Annotated in this window: 16 protein-coding genes; 11 read left to right on the top strand and 5 right to left on the bottom strand. The window is 65.1% G+C overall.

Features of this window, described 5'->3' with window-relative positions:
• The first annotated feature begins 17 nt into the window (after positions 1 to 17).
• Positions 18 to 1,292, top strand: a complete 1,275-nt coding sequence (locus tag QA640_RS06225; RefSeq protein ID WP_283039866.1) for a cytochrome P450 — start codon at positions 18 to 20, stop codon at positions 1,290 to 1,292.
• Between the two features lie 329 nt (positions 1,293 to 1,621).
• Here QA640_RS06225 and QA640_RS06220 read toward each other — a convergent pair whose 3' ends face one another.
• Complete coding sequence (locus tag QA640_RS06220) at positions 1,622 to 2,542, bottom strand: LysR substrate-binding domain-containing protein (protein ID WP_283039865.1); 921 nt, start codon at positions 2,540 to 2,542, stop codon at positions 1,622 to 1,624.
• A 125-nt stretch (positions 2,543 to 2,667) separates the two neighbouring features.
• On the opposite strand from QA640_RS06220, the gene QA640_RS06215 reads away from it, so the two are divergent.
• From QA640_RS06215 to mdlC, 4 genes are all read left to right on the top strand, one after another.
• Positions 2,668 to 3,837, top strand: a complete 1,170-nt coding sequence (locus QA640_RS06215; protein ID WP_283039864.1) for an acyl-CoA dehydrogenase family protein — start codon at positions 2,668 to 2,670, stop codon at positions 3,835 to 3,837.
• A 9-nt stretch (positions 3,838 to 3,846) separates the two neighbouring features.
• Entirely contained in the window at positions 3,847 to 4,950 is a 1,104-nt protein-coding gene (locus QA640_RS06210) for a CaiB/BaiF CoA-transferase family protein (RefSeq protein WP_283039863.1), read from the top strand.
• 15 nt (positions 4,951 to 4,965) lie between these two features.
• Positions 4,966 to 5,817, top strand: a complete 852-nt coding sequence (locus QA640_RS06205) for a MaoC family dehydratase N-terminal domain-containing protein (protein ID WP_283039862.1) — start codon at positions 4,966 to 4,968, stop codon at positions 5,815 to 5,817.
• A gap of 133 nt (positions 5,818 to 5,950) precedes the next feature.
• A complete protein-coding gene (gene mdlC, locus QA640_RS06200; protein WP_283039861.1) occupies positions 5,951 to 7,573 on the top strand; it encodes a benzoylformate decarboxylase in 1,623 nt (540 codons plus the stop codon).
• A gap of 253 nt (positions 7,574 to 7,826) precedes the next feature.
• On the opposite strand, the gene QA640_RS06195 is transcribed toward mdlC, so the two are convergent.
• Positions 7,827 to 8,621 (bottom strand): SDR family oxidoreductase, encoded by a 795-nt coding sequence (locus tag QA640_RS06195; RefSeq protein ID WP_283039860.1) that lies wholly within the window; start codon positions 8,619 to 8,621, stop codon positions 7,827 to 7,829.
• Between the two features lie 34 nt (positions 8,622 to 8,655).
• Entirely contained in the window at positions 8,656 to 9,351 is a 696-nt protein-coding gene (locus QA640_RS06190; RefSeq protein ID WP_283039859.1) for a hemolysin III family protein, read from the bottom strand.
• A 196-nt stretch (positions 9,352 to 9,547) separates the two neighbouring features.
• Between QA640_RS06190 and QA640_RS06185 the strand changes: the two genes are divergently transcribed.
• Entirely contained in the window at positions 9,548 to 11,014 is a 1,467-nt protein-coding gene (locus QA640_RS06185; RefSeq protein ID WP_283039858.1) for a YcjX family protein, read from the top strand.
• A complete protein-coding gene (locus tag QA640_RS06180; RefSeq protein WP_283039857.1) occupies positions 11,011 to 12,039 on the top strand; it encodes a TIGR01620 family protein in 1,029 nt (342 codons plus the stop codon). Before QA640_RS06185 ends, QA640_RS06180 begins: the two co-directional genes overlap by 4 nt.
• Before the next feature lie 186 nt (positions 12,040 to 12,225).
• Here QA640_RS06180 and QA640_RS06175 read toward each other — a convergent pair whose 3' ends face one another.
• Positions 12,226 to 13,797, bottom strand: a complete 1,572-nt coding sequence (locus QA640_RS06175) for a glycosyltransferase family 39 protein (protein ID WP_283042732.1) — start codon at positions 13,795 to 13,797, stop codon at positions 12,226 to 12,228.
• Between the two features lie 321 nt (positions 13,798 to 14,118).
• Between QA640_RS06175 and QA640_RS06170 the strand changes: the two genes are divergently transcribed.
• The 4 genes from QA640_RS06170 (at position 14,119) to QA640_RS06155 (ending at position 18,084) form a co-directional block, all read left to right on the top strand.
• Positions 14,119 to 15,849, top strand: a complete 1,731-nt coding sequence (locus QA640_RS06170; RefSeq protein ID WP_283039856.1) for an adenylate/guanylate cyclase domain-containing protein — start codon at positions 14,119 to 14,121, stop codon at positions 15,847 to 15,849.
• Between the two features lie 314 nt (positions 15,850 to 16,163).
• Complete coding sequence (locus QA640_RS06165) at positions 16,164 to 17,363, top strand: molybdopterin-dependent oxidoreductase (protein WP_283039855.1); 1,200 nt, start codon at positions 16,164 to 16,166, stop codon at positions 17,361 to 17,363.
• Positions 17,364 to 17,375: 12 nt separating this feature from the next.
• Complete coding sequence (locus QA640_RS06160; RefSeq protein WP_283039854.1) at positions 17,376 to 17,681, top strand: cytochrome c; 306 nt, start codon at positions 17,376 to 17,378, stop codon at positions 17,679 to 17,681.
• A gap of 202 nt (positions 17,682 to 17,883) precedes the next feature.
• Entirely contained in the window at positions 17,884 to 18,084 is a 201-nt protein-coding gene (locus QA640_RS06155; RefSeq protein WP_027527932.1) for a cold-shock protein, read from the top strand.
• A gap of 174 nt (positions 18,085 to 18,258) precedes the next feature.
• Here the strand turns inward: QA640_RS06155 and QA640_RS06150 are convergent, their stop codons facing one another.
• Positions 18,259 to 18,720 (bottom strand): Lrp/AsnC ligand binding domain-containing protein, encoded by a 462-nt coding sequence (locus QA640_RS06150; RefSeq protein WP_283039853.1) that lies wholly within the window; start codon positions 18,718 to 18,720, stop codon positions 18,259 to 18,261.
• Between the last annotated feature and the right edge of the window lie 35 nt (positions 18,721 to 18,755).

The raw sequence follows: 18,755 nt of genomic DNA, 5'->3' as shown, positions 1-18,755 counted from the left end.
AACTGGAGTAAGCCCCCATGAACATCCAAACTCCGGTCAGGACCGACAAGGCCGAACGCATGCGCCGGGCGCGCGAGGAGGCCTATGCGACGCCGTTGAAGGATTACCATCCGGGTGCGCCACGGCTGTTCCAGGACGATACGCTGTGGCCCTGGTTCGAACGGCTGCGCAAGGAAGAGCCGGTGCATTATTGCACCAACGCGCCGATCGAGCCCTACTGGTCGGTCGTGAAATACAACGACATCATGCATGTAGACACCAATCACGGCATCTTCTCTTCCGACTCGACGCTCGGCGGCATCTCGATCCGCGACGTGCCGGCCGGTTACGACTGGCCGAGCTTCATCGCGATGGACCAGCCCACGCACTCGGCGCAGCGCAAGACGGTGTCGCCGATGTTCACGCCGACGCATCTCGACGAGCTGGCAAAGCTGATCCGCCAGCGCTCGCAGACGGTGCTGGACAACATGCCGCGCAACGAGACCTTCAATTTCGTCGAGCGCGTCTCGATCGAGCTGACGACACAGATGCTGGCGACGCTGTTCGATTTCCCCTGGGAGGAGCGGCGCAAGCTGACGCGCTGGTCGGACGTCTCAACCGCTCTGCCCAAGAGCGGGATCGTCGCATCCGCCGAGGAGCGGAGAAAGGAGATGGACGAGTGCTACGCCTACATGTCGAAGCTCTGGAACGAGCGCGTCAATTCCGCGCCGCGCAACGACCTGCTGTCGCTGATGGCCCATAACGACGCCACGCGCTACATGGACCCCGACAACCTCATGGGCAACATCATCCTGCTCATCGTCGGCGGCAACGACACCACGCGCAACACCATGACCGGCTCGGTGCTGGCGCTGAACGAGAACCCCGAGCAGTACGACAAGGTGCGGAACAATCCGGCGCTGATCGATTCCATGGTGCCGGAGGTGATCCGCTGGCAGACCCCGCTCGCGCACATGCGGCGCACCGCGCTTCAGGATACCGAGATCGGCGGCAAGCACATCAAGAAGGGCGACCGCATCGTCATGTGGTACGTCTCCGGCAACCGCGACGAGGAGATGTTCGAGAAGCCGAACGACTTCATCATCGACCGGCCTCGGCCGCGCACGCATCTGTCCTTCGGCTTCGGCATCCACCGCTGCGTGGGCATGCGGCTTGCAGAGCTCCAGCTCAGGATCGTCTGGGAGGAGATGCTGAAGCGTTTCGACCGCATCGAGGTGGTCGGCGAGCCCCGACGGATCTACTCCAGCTTCATCAAGGGCTACGAGACGCTGCCGGTGCGGATTCCGGGGTAGCGTGCGCGAGGAGTGGCAAGCGCTTAGCAGAATCCCCGCTGCCATGCCCCGCGAAGGCGGGGCATCCAGTACGCTGCGGCCTTTCCGTATTCTTCACCGCCTCTGGAATACTGGATCACCCGCCTTCGCGGGTGATGACGGCGGATGATGAGGCGGCAAAGCGCGTCGCCCCTAGCGCTCGGCACGCGCGACGCTGGCCCAGCTATAAAATCTCGGCATGACAGGTCGCAAAAGATGCGAAGTGAGGACCACGCGCTTCCGTTCTAAATCCTCATGAGATTTCGGACGGAGCGATCGGCGTGCTCCCCACCCGCGGGGAGCGCGAACGGTCAGCTCAACTTGATGTCCCACACGCCGTCCTTGCGGCAGGCTGCCACTTCCTCGCGCAGGAGCGCGGTGACGGCAACGGTGGCCGTCGACGGCGGACGGTCGATCGGAGAGGCAACAATGAGCTCGCGCGTCATCGGCTTCGAGACGACAGCGGTTTCCAGCCGCCCTTCGGCGACCTCACCGTGTACCGACGAGAGCGGCAGCAGGGCGAAGCCGAGGCCCTCCTCGACGAGGCTCGTCAGCACGCGGAACGAATCCGCCTCGAGCTGGACGTTGAGCTTGATCTTGCGCTGTGCGGCCGCATGCTCGATCAGCGCCCTGAGCCCGTGCGAATGACTGGGCAGCACCAGGCGCTGCCGCAACAGCCAGCCGATCTCGACGCTCTTCTTGCGGGCGAGCCCGCAGCCGCGCGGCCCGACCGCGACGATGTTGTCGCGCCCCAGGCTCTGCACGGTGAGGTGCAGATCAGCCGAGCGGCCGTAGAGGATCGCAAGGTCCATCTCGCCGCGATGCAGCCATTCGACAAGATGGCCGCTATAGCTCTCGACGATACGCAGCGTGATGCCCGGATAGGTCTCGACGCAGCGGCGGGCGAAGCGCGCCGACAGCACGCAGCTCACGGTCGGAACCAGGCCCAACACGACGTGGCCCGAGAGCGGGCCCTGCGCCGACTGGATGTCGTCGCGGATCTGGTCGATCTGGCGGACGATACCGGAGGTGCGCGCGAGCAGCACGCGGCCGGCCTCGGTCAGCACCATGCCGCGACCATTGCGCGTGAACAAATCGGTACGCAGTTCGTGCTCCAGAAGCTTGATCTGTCGGCTCAGCGCCGGCTGCGCGACCCGCAGCGTGTCGCTCGCCTTGGAGAGGCTGCCGAGCTCGGCCACGCAACTGAAGGTCCTGAGCTGACGGAAATCCATACTTGCCAATCTTTGAACGCTACTCCATACGCTATAGCAAATGAGCATAGGGGGTTGGCGTTGTCCAGACAACGCCGGAGGATCGTCCTGCGTTATCCTCTCGAACGAACCCAACGGGAAACGCCATGACCCAACAAGACCAACACACCGACGATAACGCTGATATTCGCGAAGCCGTCGCAAAACTCTGCGCGCAGTTTCCCGGCGAATACTGGCGCAAGCTCGATCGCGAGATGGCCTATCCAAAAGCCTTCGTCGATGCGCTCACCGAGGCCGGCTACCTCTCGGTGCTGATCCCCGAGGAATATGGCGGCGCAGGGCTGAAGCTGTCGGCGGCGGCGGCGATCCTCGAGGAGATCCAGCGCGCCGGCTGCAACGGCGGCGGCTGCCACGCCCAGATGTACACCATGGGCACGGTGCTCCGGCACGGCAATGACGCGCAGAAGGCGAAATACCTGCCTAAGGTCGCGACCGGCGAGTTGCGGCTGCAAGCCTTCGGCGTCACCGAGCCGACCAGCGGCACCGATACCTCATCGCTCAAGACGTTTGCGCGTCGCGAGGGCGACCATTATGTCGTCAACGGCCAGAAGATCTGGACCAGCCGCGCCGAGCATTCCGACCTGATGATCCTGCTTGCGCGCACCACGCCGAAGGAGAAGGCCAAGAAGCGCACCGACGGACTCTCGGTCTTCATCGTCGACATGCGCGAGGCCAGGGGCAACGGCCTGGAGATCCGCCCGATCCGCACCATGATGAACCACGCCACCACCGAAGTGTTTTTTACGGACATGAAGGTGCCCGCGGAAAACCTGATCGGCGAGGAAGGCAAGGGTTTCCGCTACATCCTGTCCGGCATGAATGCCGAGCGCATCCTGATCGCCGCGGAGTGCGTGGGCGATGCGAAGTGGTTCATCGCCAAGGCCTCCACTTACGCCAAGGACCGCGCCGTGTTCGGCCGGCCGATCGGCCAGAACCAGGGCATCCAGTTCCCGATCGCAAAGGCCTACGCCTCGATGCGCGCGGCGGAATTGATGGTGAAGGAGGCAACGCGCAAATACGAGGCCGGGCTCGACTGCGGCGCGGAGGCCAACATGGCGAAAATGCTGGCGGCGGATGCGTCCTGGGAAGCGGCGAACGCCTGCATCCAGACCCATGGCGGCTTCGGCTTCGCCGAGGAATACGACGTCGAGCGAAAATTCCGCGAGACGCGGCTCTATCAGGTGGCGCCGATCTCGACCAATCTGGTGCTGTCCTTCATCGCCGAGCACGTGCTCGGCATGCCCCGCTCATACTGAGGTCGCGCCATGGGAGCACTTGACGGGATCAGGGTAATTGCAGTCGAGCAGGCGGTCGCGGCGCCGTTCTGCTCGTCGCGCCTGGCGGACGCCGGCGCCGAAGTGATCAAGATCGAGCGGCCGGAGGGCGATTTCGCCCGCGGCTATGACGCGGCGGCCAGGGGCCAGAGCAGCTACTTCGTCTGGCTCAACCGCGGCAAGCAATCGGCGGTGGTCGATCTCGCGACCAAGGAGGGCCGCGCCGAGCTTGAAGAGCTGATCGCGAGCGCCGACGTGCTCATTCAAAACCTCAAGCCCGGCTCGATGGACAAGCTCGGCTTTTCCCGTGAGCGTCTGCTGAAAGATTATCCGAAGCTGATCTGCTGCACCATCACCGGCTACGGCGACGAGGGCCCCTACGCGCATCGCAAGGCCTATGATCTCCTGATCCAGGCCGAGAGCGGGCTCGCCTCGATCACCGGCAATCCCGACGGCGCCTCGCGCGTCGGCATGTCCATCGTCGACGTCGCGACCGGCGCGACCGCGCATGCGGCAATCCTGGAAGCGTTGATTGCGCGGGGACGTACGGGCAGAGGAGCCGACATCCGCATCTCCATGTTCGACGTCATGGCGGACTGGTGCACCGTGCCGCTGCTCAACTCCGAGGCCGGCAATCCGCCCAAGCGCATGGGCCTGCGCCATCCCTCGATCGCGCCCTATGGCGTCTTCACCTCCCGGGACGGCAAGGACATCCTGATCTCGATTCAGAGCGAGCGCGAATGGAAAACGCTGTGCGCGGAGGTGCTGGACCAGCCGAACCTGCCCGCCGATCCGCGCGTCGCCAACATGGTCGAGCGCGTCCGCAACCGCGACTTCACCGACAAGACGGTTGCAGACAGCTTCGCGAGGATGACGCGCGATGAGCTGTTGAAGCGGCTGTCGGATGCCGACATCGCCTTCGCCGAGGTCAACACCATGGCTGATCTGGCGACCCATCCGCATCTGCGCCGCATCGAGGTCGATACGCCGAACGGCCGTGTCAGCTATCCGGCACCGGCGCCGATCATCGTCGGCGAGACGCGCACTTACGGCGCCGTGCCCGCCATCGGCGAACGGCCCGGCCAGACGAAGTAACAAGAGCGAGGCGTCATGACCGAGAAGCTCGACATCGATCACTTAAGGCAGTGGATCGGCCGCACCCAGGAAGCGACCGACGTCGTCACCGCGCAACTCGTCAAGGGCCTGCGCGCGACGCTGTTCCAGGAGGTCGGCGAGCCCAAAACGGGCGACGCGGCGCCGTTCACGGTGCATTGGTGCCTCGCCCAGCCGGTGTTTCCGATGTCGATGCTCGGCGCCGACGGCCACCCGACCCGCGGCGGCTTCCTGCCGCCGGTGCCGCTGCCGCGCCGAATGTGGGCCGGCGGCGAGATCGAGTTCATCCAGTCCTTGCGTGTCGGCGATGAAACGACGCGGACCTCGGGTATTGCCGACGTCACGGTGAAGACCGGCTCGACCGGCACGCTGTGCTTCGTCGCGGTCGAACACACGATCACCTCGCCCCGCGGCGCCGCCATCCGCGAACGGCAGGACATCGTCTATCGCGAGATGACGAGCAGCCAACCCGCGACGGCGAAGGCGCCTGCGCCGCCAAAAGCGCAGCACCGCGAGACGCACATCTCTGATCCCGTACTGCTGTTCCGCTACTCCGCACTGACCTTCAACGGCCACCGCATCCACTACGACCGCGATTACGTCACCAAGGTCGAGGGCTATCCGGGCCTGGTCTTCCACGGCCCGTTGCAGGCGGCGCTGATGATCGAAATGGCGGCGAAGCTGCGGGGCGGCAAGGCGCCGAAGAAGTTCAGCTATCGGGGCGTGCAGCCGCTGTTCGAGGGAACGGAGTTTTCCGTCAACGCGAACGAGACCGACGCCGGCCTTGAGCTGTGGACGGCGAACGCGGAAGGGCAGCCGACCATGAAGGGTACGGCGGTGTGGCGATAGATTGTAGACCCTCACCCTGAGGAGCGCGCCCTTCGCGCGCGTCTCGAAGGGCGAGGCTACCAGCCGGGCCTTCATCCTTCGAGACGCGCGTTCCGCGCTCCTCAGGATGAGGAACGAGAAGGGGACGGAAACAGTGGCAAAGAACGGAAAAGCCGGCAGCAAGTCCGTCTCCGTCAAGCAGGCAACGCTCGACCTGCTGCGTGGCTTCGGCATCAAGCGTGTGTTCGGCAATCCCGGATCGACGGAGCTGCCGTTCCTGAGCGACTGGCCCGACGACATCGACTATGTGCTGGCGCTTCAGGAAGCTTCCGCCGTCGGCATGGCGGACGGCTATGCGCAGGCAACGCGCAACGCCGGCTTCGTCAATCTGCATTCGGCGGCCGGCGTCGGCAACGCGCTCGGCAACATCTATACCGCGCATCGCAACCAGACGCCGCTCGTCATCACCGCGGGCCAGCAAGCGCGTTCGATCCTGCCGTTGCAGGCGTTCCTCTATGCCGAGCGTGCGTCCGAATTCCCGCGGCCCTACGTCAAATACAGCGTCGAGCCGGCGCGCGCCGAGGATGTGCCGGCCGCGATCGCGCGCGCCTATCACACGGCGATGCAGCCGCCCTGCGGGCCGACCTTCGTCTCGATCCCGATCGACGACTGGACCCATGCGACCGCGCCCGTCGAGGCCCGCAAGATCAGCCGCGAGCTCGGGCCCGAGCCCGAGGCGATGAAGACGTTGGTCGCTGCGCTCAATGCGAGCAAGCACCCTGTCCTCGTCGTCGGCCCCGGCGTCGACCGCGCCGGCGCGGTCGATCTCATGGTGCGCGTCGCGGAGAAGGCGAAGGCGAGTGTCTGGGTCAGCCCATTCTCGGCACGCTGCTCCTTTCCGGAGCGCCATCCGCAATTCGCAGGCTTCCTGCACGCCTCACCCGGCCAACTCTCGGATGCGCTCTGCACGCACGATCTCGTCGTCGTAATCGGCGCGCCGGTGTTCACCTTCCACGTCGAAGGTCATGCATCGATCTTCGACGGCGGCACGGCCATCTTCCAGATCACCGACGATCCGGATGCCGCCGCAGTGACGCCGGTCGGCGCCAGCATCGTCGCGACCATGAAGCCGGCATTGAGTGCGCTGCTCGACATGCTGCCGGCGAGCAAGCGCGCGACGCCAAAGGGTCGCACGCTGCCGCCCGCGCCGAAAGCGGTCGATCCGCTGCCGGTCGAATTCCTGCTGCATTCGCTGTCCGAGGCGATGCCGGAGGGTGCTTCGCTGGTTGAGGAAGTGCCTTCGCACCGGCCGGCGATGCAAAAGTTCATGCCGATGCGCGGCCAGGACAGTTTTTATACGATGTCGAGCGGCGGCCTCGGCTACTCGCTGCCAGCCGCGGTCGGCATGGCGCTGGGCAAGCCGAACAGCCGCACGGTGTGCCTGATCGGCGACGGATCGGCGATGTATTCGTTCCAGGCGCTGTGGACCGCCGCGCAGCGCAAGCTGCCGCTCACCGTCGTCGTCATCAACAATTCAGGCTACGGGGCGATGCGCTCCTTCAGCCAGGTCATGCAGGTGCGCAACGTGCCGGGGCTGGAATTGCCGGGCATCGATTTCGTCAAGCTCGCCGAAGGCATGGGCTGCGAAGCGGTGCGGGTGACGAAGGCGGCGGAGCTCAGTGAAGCGTTGAAGCGAGGACTGAGCGCAAGGGGCGCGAGCCTGATCGAGGTCGTCGTAGATTCCGCGGTGCCGCTGCTCTACGCGCAGAAGAATTAGGGAAGCCCGTCGTTGCGAGGAGCGAAGCGACGAAGCAACCCACAATGCCGCCGCGGAGGCAATCTGGATTGCTTCGCTGCGCTCGCAATGACGAGATTGCTAAAGCCGCCAGCTACACTCTCGGTGTCATCGCCCGCGGAAAGCGGGCGATCCAGTATTCCAGAGACAGCGCGGGGATACGGAGAAGCCGCGGCGTACTGGATGCCCCGGTCAGGCCGGGGCATGACGACTTCAAATGTGGCGGCGGCTACGCCTACTTCCCGAATTCCTCGCGCATCTTGGCCTGGATCTTGGCCATGCCGCCGATCCAGCGGTCGTAGTTCTCGGTCTTCTTGCGCATGTAGCCGAGCACCTGCGCGTGGGGCAGGATCAGGAACGTCTCCTGCTCGATGCCGGCGAGCGCGTCCTTTGCCACCTGCTCGGGCGACAAATCGCCGTCGCCGCTTTGCGGACCCTTGGGGATCGAGCGCAGCATGTTGGTGTCGACGCCCTGCGGGCAGAGGATAGAGACGCGGATGTTGTGGGCCTTGTGCGAGATCGCGAGGTTTTCTGCAAAGCCGACCGCGGCGTGCTTCGTCGTCGAATAAGCGGGGCTGCCGACCTGGGAGAGCAGGCCCGCAGCGGAGATCGTGTTGAGGAAATAGCCGCCGCCGCGCGCCTTCATGCGCGGCACAAGGTGCCGCGCCGCATAGACATGGGCCATGACGTGGATCGCCCAGCTCCGCTGCCAGGGCTCGTCCGACGAGCCGCCGGCGTTCGCCGACATGGGATCGAAGCCGCCGCCGATGCCGGCATTGGAGCAGAACAGTTCGATCGGGCCGAACTGTCGCTCCGTTTCCTCGATGACGTGCGCGATGTCTTTTTCCTGGGCGACGTCGCATTTGAAGGCGGCGCCGTTCACGGTCGCCGCCACCGCTCTCGCGCCAGCGGCCTCCATATCCGCGACCACGACCTTGGCCGCGCCCGCCTGATGAAACACCTCGCACAGCGCCTTGCCGATGCCGTTGGCGCCGCCGGTGACGACCACAACTTTGCCGGTCACCTGCATCCGACGTCTCCTCTTATGCCGCGTTTGTTAGTGCTCAGCTCAGGACGAGATCGAGCACCGCGGTATAATGGCACGCCGCGCCGGCCAAGACAAAGCCGTGCCAGATTGCATTCTGGAAACGCAGGCGCCGCCAGGCATGGAAGATCACCCCGAAGGAGTAGAGTGCGCCACCCGCGATCACGAACCACAGCGCCATGGTCGGCAGCGCCTTGACCACGGCGTCGTAGAGCATCAGGCCGCTCCAGCCCATGGCGAGGTAAATACCGACGGCGACGCGATCGAAGCGCCCGGGCCAGCCGAGCTTCAGCACGATGCCGAAGATCGCCACGCACCAGACACCGACGAGGAGCGCCAGCGCGAAGGTGCTGTCCTTCAGTTCCAGGATGAACGGCGTGTAGGTCGCAGCGATCAGGAGATAGATCGCGGCGTGGTCGAAACGCCGCAATATCCATTTGGCCGGCGATACCGGCCAGAGATTATAGGTCGCCGACAGCACCAGCATCGAGAGCAGGCCGGCGGCGTAGATCGAGACGCCGACGATGTCGACGGCGCTGGCATAGAGCACGGTCAGCACCACCAGAACGGTCGCCGCGACGATGCCCAAGAGCACGCCGATGGCGTGGATGACGGCGTCGGCGATCAGCTCGGCGCGGTCATAGTCCCAGCCGATGGCATCGGCAGCGGCTTGGACGGAGGTGGAAGCAAGTTGTTTCAATCTGAAAACTGTCATGGCAGTTCGAAGGCGACGCTGTGGCACTCTGATGTGGGTCTTACGGGGTCGGCGAGACGTTCAAGGGCTGGTTCGCCCGAAAACGCGGTGGAAGTATGAAGCTTGATTTTCGTCAGGCAGTTGCCACCTTTGTGACTAGTCCAATTTGCGTATTCCGCCGGCAAGAAAGCCAGCACGAGATCCCTCGCCCTCCCCCATGGCATTCAGCTTCCAGGATATGGTCGAAGAGGCGCGCCTATCGGCCCGGGCGCTCCTCGACTATGGCGAGCATTTCTTCAATCCCACCGTCCGACTCGGCGTCACAGGCCTGTCGCGGGCCGGTAAAACCGTGTTCATCACCGCGCTGATCCATGGACTGACGCGCGGCGGCCGCTTTCCGGTGTTCGAGGCCTTTGCCTCCGGCCGCATCGCACGTGCAAAACTCGCGCCGCAGCCCGACGATGCCGTGCCGCGCTTCGACTATGAGAACCATCTGCGCGCGCTGACCGCGGACCGGCGCTGGCCGAACTCCACCGTCGACATCAGCGAGCTTCGCCTCGTCATCGACTACCAGCGCCAGAGCGGTGCCGACCGCACGCTGACGCTCGACATCGTCGACTATCCCGGCGAATGGTTGCTCGACCTGCCGCTGCTGCTAAAGAGCTACGAGCAATGGTCGGCGGAAAGTTTGGCGCTGTCGCGCGCAGCGCCCCGGGCGCATCTGGCGGCCGACTGGCACGCGCATCTGGCAACGCTCAAGCCCGAGGCGGCCGAGGACGAGCAGGCGACGCTGACCTCGGCAAGGCTGTTCACCGAATACCTGCGCGCCTGTCGCGACGAGCGCTTTGCCATGAGCCTGCTGCCGCCCGGCCGCTTCCTGATGCCCGGCGGTCTCGCCGGCTCGCCGGCACTGACCTTTGCGCCGCTCGATGTGCCCATCGATGGACAGGCGCCGGAGGGATCGCTCTGGGCGATGATGGTGCGCCGTTACGACGCCTACAAGGACGTCGTGGTGCGCCCCTTCTTCCGCGACCACTTTGCCCGGCTCGACCGGCAGATCGTGCTGGCCGATGCGCTCGCCGCGTTCAACTCCGGCCCCGAGGCGCTGCATGACCTCGAAGCCGCCCTCGCCGGCATTCTGGATTGTTTCCGGATCGGACGTAGCACCTTCATCTCCAGCCTGTTCCGCCCGCGCATCGACCGCATCCTGTTCGCGGCGACCAAGGCCGATCATTTGCATCATTCCAGCCACGACCGGCTCGAGGCCGTGTTGCGGCGCGCGGTCGCGCGGGCCGTGGCGCGTGCTGAAAGCACTGGCGCTGAGATCGACGTGGTGGCGCTCGCCGCCGTCCGCGCGACGCGCGAGGCGCAGGTCGCGCGCGGCCGCGACAGACTGCCGTCGATCCTTGGCACGCCCGCGGCCGGCGAGAGCGCCGGCGGCGAGTTTTTTGACGGCAATACGGAAGTGGCGACCTTTCCCGGCGATCTGCCTGCCGACCCTGAAGCGCTTTTCAACGGCGCCGATACCTTCCGCGGGCTTTCGACCGCCGCCGAGACGAGCGACTTCCGCTTCCTGCGCTTCCGTCCGCCAAAACTCGAGCGGGAGGGATCCGAGGAGCCGGCGCTGCCTCACATCCGCCTTGACCGTGCCTTGCAGTTCCTGATCGGAGACAGGTTGGAATGAACGAGCGACACCAGCAGCGGCGGCCCGCGACGTTCCGGCTGGATGACCCCGGCGTCGTCGTGACGGAAGCCGATGAGCACGCACGGCTCAGTCGTGGCGCGATCCAGATCACGCCCGAGCCCGATCCTTTGGCGCTGCCCGTGCCGGTCGAGACGCCGGTCGTGGTGCGGCGCGGCTTCCCCTGGGGCACGCTGTTCTGGTCCGGCCTCGCCGGCCTGACACTGCTCGGGGTCGGGCTGGGCGTCGTCCATCTGATCGAGGATCTCTTCGCGCGCAGCGAGAGCCTCGGCATCGTCGGTCTCGCGCTGGCATTCGTGACTACACTCGCGCTCGCGGTCGTGGTCGGACGCGAGGCCTTCGGCCTCGCCCGGCTCGCGACCATCGAGAAGCTGCACCAGCGCGCAGCCAGCGTGCTGGCCAGCGACAACCGCGCCGAGAGCCGCGTCATCGTACAGGATCTCCTGCGTATCGCGCATCAAAACCCGCAGCTCGCACGCGCCCGCGCGACGCTGCAAAACCACGCCGGCGAGATCATCGACGGTGCCGACATGATCCGCCTCGCCGAGCGCGAATTGATGACGCCGCTGGATGCGGAAGCGCGGCGGCTGGTGTCATCTGCAGCGCAGCGGGTCTCGATCGTCACCGCGGTGAGCCCTCGGGCGCTGATCGACGTGCTGTTCGTGTTCGTGGCCTCGCTGCGCCTGATCCGCCAGCTCGCGCGGCTCTATGGCGGCCGCCCCGGTGCGCTCGGCATGATCCGACTCTTGCGCCACGTCATCGCCCATCTCGCGATCACCGGCGGCATGGCCGCGAGCGACAGCCTGGTGCAGCAGATGCTCGGCCACGGGATTGCAGCAAAACTGTCGCAGCGGCTGGGCGAAGGCGTGCTCAATGGATTGCTGACGGCGCGGCTCGGGCTCGCCGCCATCGACGTCACGCGTCCGCTGCCGTTCGCAGCATTGCCGCGGCCGAAGCTGTCAGATCTCGCGACTGATCTGCTGCGTAAGAAGGACGACGAGGAGTAGCCGTTCGCGCCACTCGGACACTGCACCCTCTCCCCTTGTGGTGGCTTTGCGAAGCAAAGCCGGGTGAGGGGTTCTCTCCGCGAGTGAACCTCTTGCATTGGTATTCGCGGAGACAACCCCTCATCCGGCGCTTCGCGCCACCTTTTCCCACAAGGGGAGAAGGGAAGAGGCAGGAATCCGCGGCCGCTACGCGACAGCGCGCATCTCGCGATCTCCCGCAAGCACACGCCACTGGAACAGCGGCGAGTCCTTTGGCGGCGAGAGCTCCGGGGTCCAGCCGGTGAGCTTTTCCAGCGCATAGGTATCCATCACGAGGCCGCGCCAGCTTCGGTCGACCTGTTCGAGCAGCTCGCGCGTGACCGGCAATGAATTCCACAGCGGCAGACGATTGTCGGGCTCGCGTCCGACATAGAGGCCGGCATGGCCGGCGATCCGGTCGATGCCGGGATCGCGAAAGTCCTGGAAGCGGCCGCGCTCGTTGATCTCGATGACCGGCACGCGGCCGCGAAGCAGCCAGCGCAGCATGGCGTAGGTGCGATAGTCCGTCGTCGCGATCCAGGTCGCACCGGTCTCGGCGAGCTGCGCTTGCGCGCGCGCCGCGACCTCGTCATAGCCGGCTTCGGCGCCGATCGGATCGATCTTGCCGAGGAAATTCCAGGGCGCGACCATGTAGTAGAGAAACACCGCGACGACGAAAGCGATGCCGGTCGTGACGGCCGTGTTGGCCCAGAAGTTCGCCGACCTCGTCATCCGCTCGGACCAGCCCTCGCGCGGCAGCGTCACGAGGTTGATGGCCGCGGCGGCAAACCCGACCGGCCACATGAACATCGGCCAGGTATCGCCGACCCGCAAGGTGAGCGATTTCCAGAGGAAGTAGAGGAGCGGCACCAGCACCGCGGTCGAAAGCAGAATCGCGACCGGCTCACGCGTGCGGTAACCGCGCCACGCCGTCAGCGTCAGGCCCGACAGCACCACCGGCAGCATGACGAAGCCGACAAGGCCGAATTGCAGGCCGACGTAGTCGCCGACGGTGCGCCAGGAGACGCCGTAATTCGCGGTCGCGCGCACGCCCTGGAAGCGGAACGAGGCCCAATCGTGCTGCGCGTTCCAGATCAGCACCGGCGAGAACACGGCAATTGCGATCAGCACGGCGAGATAGGGATAGGGGCTGCGCAGCCAGCGCCAGCGCCAATCCGGCACCAGCGCGAAGGCGATCACGGCGGGCAGGAACATGATCGCGGTGAACTTGGATAGCAGCGAGAGCCCCGCGAACAGACCGGCCGCAAGCCACCAGCGGCCATCGCCGCTCTCCGTCAGCCGCACCAACGACCAGAACATCGCGACCGCGACGGGGATCATCGCGACGTCGGGCGCGACCTTGGACATCAGCAGCCCGTAATAGAGCGCCGCCTCCGGCATCAACAGCGCGAACACGATTGCACGCCCGTCGCGGGTGACGCGGCGCACGATATCGGCAAGCAGGCACTGCGTGACCAGCATCGCCACGATGCCGCCGAAGCGGACGCCGAGAGGCGTGTCGCCGAAGATCGCGGTGCCGAAGCGGATCAGCCAGGCGATGCCCGGGGGATGATCGAGGAAGCTCAGCGCAGCTTCCTTCGACCAGGTCCAGTAATAGGCCTCGTCGGTGCGCAGCTCGAGCGTCGAGGCATAGACGATGCGCAAAAGCGTCATCGCCGCGATCACGAGCGCGGCGATGATGATGTGCCGGCGCGCGGCGCCGTCGGGCTTGGCTGTCATGTCGGGGGCTGTCGTCACGGGCGCGCTTTTCCCCGACTTGGGAGGGGGAGTCAATGCGGGGATGTTGCCGGATGTGTCTGATGCCAGCCGGAATTGCCGGGTGCGCAAAGGCGCGTCAGCGCCGTGCCCACCACTCTGGACACGGCTCTTGATGGTGGGCACGCGGAGCCTGTCATCGGGCGCGCGCGCGACCCGGTGGCTTTGCCCCCTACGATTCGGAGTATCCGGCACCATGCCGCGCAAGTGATCGGCAAGCTGTTCTCGGCTGGAATTAAACTCTACGATAGCTGATCTACATGATGGACTGATACAAACCGAATCATGGCAACCGCTCTCGCGCGATTTTCCGAACTGTTCCGCGGCACCGGCATTCGCCAGGTGCGGCTGGTCTGCGGCGTCATCCTGTTTGCCTATGTTGTCAGCCATTTCCTCAACCATGCGCTCGGCAATATCTCGGTCGAGGCCATGCAGGCGGGCGTCTATTACCACGTCCTGTTCTGGCGGTTCCTGCCCGTCGCGATCCTGTTCTACACGGCGGCACTGGTGCATGCCGGGCTCGGCGTGTTTGCGCTCTATCAGCGCCGCCAGTTCCGCTGGAAGACGGTCGAACCGCTCCAGCTCGTGCTGGGCCTCAGCATTCCTGCACTGGCGATGGCGCATCTGATCGGAGTGCGGCTCGCCGGGACGCTGTATGGACATGAGAAGCTCTATCCGCAGGAGCTCTATCTGTTCTTCGTCGCGTCCTCCACCCGGCTGTGGCAGATGACGATCCTGCTCGTCGTCGCCTGGGTCCATGGCTGCATCGGGCTCTATTTCTGGCTGCGCATGAAGCCGTTCTTCCAGCGCGCCGCGCCCTGGCTGCTTTCCGCGGCCGTGCTGATCCCGACGCTGGCGATGCTCGGCATCTACCAGGGCGGACGCAGCGTCGCCGCCGACAGCGACGATGCGGACTGGCGCGCGGCCAATCTGACCCAGCGCCAGGTCGGCACCGTCGCGCAAGCCAACACGCTCGACCGTATCACCGGCGGGCTCGTGATCGGGTATCTCGGCCTGCTCGGCATCGTGCTGCTCGCACGTGGCGTGCGGGGTTTGCATGAGCGGCGCGGCGGCATGATCACGCTGTCCTACGGCAACGGCAAGACGGTGCGCGTGCCGAAGGGCCTCAGCGTGCTGGAGGCGAGCCTGCGTCACAACGTGCCGCATGCCAGCGTCTGCGGCGGCCGCGCGCGCTGCTCGACCTGCCGCATCCGCGTGATCGGCGATCATGGCATCCTCCCCGAGCCCTCGCAGCGCGAAGCCTTCGTGCTTGCGCGCGTCGGCACCACCGATCCGTCGATCCGCCTCGCCTGTCAGCTGCGGCCGACCTGCGATCTCTCCTTCTTCCAATTGTTCACGCCGCACACCGCGGCGAGCACGGAAGGCTCAAGGCCCACTCGAATCGGCCAGGAGCGCTATCTCGTCAGCCTGTTCGTGGACATGCGCGGCTCGACCCAGCTCGCCGAGAAGCGGCTGCCGTTCGATACCGTCTTCATCGTCAACCGCTTCTTGGGAGCGGTCTCGCAGGCGGTGATCGAGAATGGCGGCCAGCCTAACCAGTTCGTCGGCGACGGCATGCTGGCGCTGTTCGGCCTGTCGGCCAATCCGCAAACCGCCTGCCGCCAGGCACTGCGCGCGGCGGGCAGCATCGCCAGCCATGTCGACGAACTCAACGAGCTCCTGAGCCATGACCTGCGCCAACCGATCCGCTTCGGCATCGGCATTCACGGCGGCGAGGTGATCATCGGCGACATCGGCTATCGCGACCACATCGTGTTCACCGCGCTCGGCGATGCCGTCAATGTCGCGGCGCGCTTGCAGGACATGACCAAGACGCTCGCCTGCGAAGCCATCGCCTCCGACGAAGTCCGACGCACCGCGGGTCTTGCCGAGGACGCGCTGCCGCAGCAGGAGGTCGCGATCCGCGGCCGCGACGAGCCGCTGACCGTACGCGTGATCGCGGATACGAGAAAATTGTCACCCCTCATCGCAGGCGGTGAGCGCGTCGCGGCATAAGGCGCGAGGTGCGCTCCCTCTCCCGCTTGCGGGGAGGGTTGGGGTGAGGGCGCTTCCCAAGCGAGACCCTCCAAGAGGAGGAAACCCTCACCCGGCGCTTCGCGCCGACCTCTCCCGCAAGCGGGAGAGGTGCAGCGAGCCCGGCTGGATCGATTTGGCAAACGCGCGTCGCAGCGTAACACCGCCTTTTTTGCAGCGCAGCGTCGTGTCACGCTGCGAAAGCACGAATTGACTTCGCACCCGCCGATGCGACAGATGATCGCGAGATCAGCGGTGATGACCGCGACTCGACCGAAATACTCCGGGAGGAGACAATGATCGACAGACGCGACCTGCTCAAAGGAGCGGGACTTGCCGCAATCGCAGCCACACTGAGCTCGACCAAGACGCTGGCCCTGGACACCGTGACCCTGCCTTTCGCCAACGGCGAGCGGCCGCTGGTGAAATATCCGCAGAAGCGGCCGATGATCGTCCTGACCAGCCGGCCGCCGCAGCTCGAGACGCCATTCGCGATCTTCAACGACGGCCCGCTCACGCCGAACAACGCGTTCTTCGTCCGCTATCACCTCTCCGACCTCCCCTACAATCTCGATCCCGACAAGTTCACGCTCGAGGTCAAGGGCAAAGTCGACAAGCCGCTCAAGTTGTCGCTGAAGGACATCCACAAGATGAAGGCGACCGAGATCGTCGCCGTCAACCAGTGCTCCGGCAACAGCCGCGGCTTCTCCGATCCGCGCGTCGCCGGCGGTCAGCTCGCCAACGGCGCGATGGGCAACGCGCGCTGGCGCGGCGTGCCGCTCAAGGCCGTGCTCGAGTTGGCGGGCGTGCAGGCTGGCGCCAAGCAGGTCACCTTCAATGGCATGGACGGCCCGGTCAGCGACAAGACCCCGGATTTCGTCAAGGCGCTCGACCTCGACCATGCGACCGACGGCGAGGTCATGCTGGCCTATGGCATGAACGGCGAGGACCTGCCGTTCCTCAACGGCTTCCCGCTGCGCCTTATCGTGCCCGGCTATTACGGCACCTACTGGGTCAAGCACCTCAACGAGATCACCGTCATCGACAATGTCTACGACGGCTTCTGGATGAAGTCGGCCTATCGCATCCCCGACACACCCTGCAATTGCGTCGAGCCAGGAACCGTGCCGAAGGCGACGATCCCGATCAACCGCTTCACCATCCGCTCCTTCATCACCAGCGTCGCCGATGGCGCCAAGCTGAAGGCCGGCCGCGCCACGCTGCGCGGCATCGCCTTCGACGGCGGCACGGGCATCAAGGAGGTGTCGGTCTCGATTGACGGCGGGAAAAGCTGGACACCAGCCAAGCTCGGCAAGGATCTCGGCAAATACTCCTTCCGCGAATGGAGGCTGCCGGTGAAGCTCGCAGCCGGCCCGGCCGAGTTGAAGGTGCGCGCGACCAGCAATGGCGGCGAAACCCAGCCGGACACGCCACGCTGGAACCCGGCCGGCTACTTGCGCAACGTCGTCGAAACCGTCCGGGTCACGGTCGCCTGAAGGAGAACGACGATGAAGCGCACCATTCTCGTTACCCTCGCTCTCGCGGCCAGCCTGCTCGGCTCGGTTACCGCCGCCCCCATCGGCTACCAGAATCCGGACGAGGTCGCCGTCTTCAAGCCCGGACCCAATCTCGACGTGGTCAAGAACAACTGCACGGCCTGCCACTCGGCCGACTACGTCAACACCCAGCCACCGATGAAGGACAGGCAAGCCTTCTGGCAGGCGGAGGTGACAAAGATGATCAAGGTCTATGGCGCGCCGATCGACGATGCCGATGTCGGCAAGATCGTCGAGTATCTCGCGGCGACCTATTGAGGGGCAGCCGGCCGCTCAAATGACCGCAAAACGGGCAAAACTGGCAGAAGCGCCGCGAAGTTGAGCGAATTTCCGCAGGCTAACGGCGTGGTTTGAGCTACCAAGCCCGTAACATTCCGCGTATCCTGCTCCGACCGAGCCGGCCGGTTTGCGGGGACTGGCGGCTCGTGCTTGTGGAGGAAAGTCCCGCGGAGAAGACGTGATGCCCAAAGGTACGGTCAAGTGGTTCAACCCGACGAAGGGTTATGGATTCATCCAGCCTGCGTCGGGAGGCAAGGATGTGTTCGTGCATATCTCGGCAGTTCAGAAAGCCGGTCTGTCCACCCTGAACGAGGGTCAGACGGTGGAGTATGAAGAGATCGCAAACCGGGGCAAGACGTCCGCCGAAAACCTCAAGGTATAAGCCCTCCGGCATTTCGCCGCCTCCCGGATCGGATCCGGGAGCACGGGCCAAAAAATTTAGAAGACGATCAAGTGCATTCGACGACAGGCGTTGCGATTGCGCGAGGGGTAGGTTTTTTTGCGCGAAAAGACCCCTGATCGACACAACCTCTCAGACAATCGCGACGGCACGTTTTCAGCCGACCGGCAAAGGTGCGTCGCGCTTGATCTCCTCCATCACCGCATAGGTGCGCGTCTCGCGCACGCCCGGCATCGACAGCAAGGTCTCGCCGAGAAAGCGCCGATACGCGGCCATGTCGGGAAGGCGCGCCTTCACAAGATAGTCGAAGCCGCCGGCAACCATGTGACACTCGAGCACCTCGGGCGCGAGCTTCACCGCGCGCGCGAACCGCTCGAAATTGTCCGGCGTGGTCTTGTCGAGCAGCACCTCGACGAACACCAGCAGGCCGAGCCCGAGGCGGTGCGGATTGAGCCGGGCGCCATAACCTTCGACAAAACCCTCGCGCTGGAGCCGCTTCAGCCGCTCGCCGATCGAGGTCGGCGACAGGCCGATGCGCTCGGCGAGCTCGACATTGGCTATACGCCCATCCTCCTGGAGAATTGAGAGGATTCTCCGGTCGATTTTATCGAGATCCATATTATTCGCTTAGTTTTTGCCATTCTGCTTTATTA

The organism is Bradyrhizobium sp. CB82 (genome assembly GCF_029714405.1).
In the GTDB taxonomy this organism is placed as follows: Bacteria; Pseudomonadota; Alphaproteobacteria; order Rhizobiales; family Xanthobacteraceae; genus Bradyrhizobium.
Note: the sequence above shows the minus strand (reverse complement) of the source record. Positions and strands in the feature narration are given on the sequence as shown.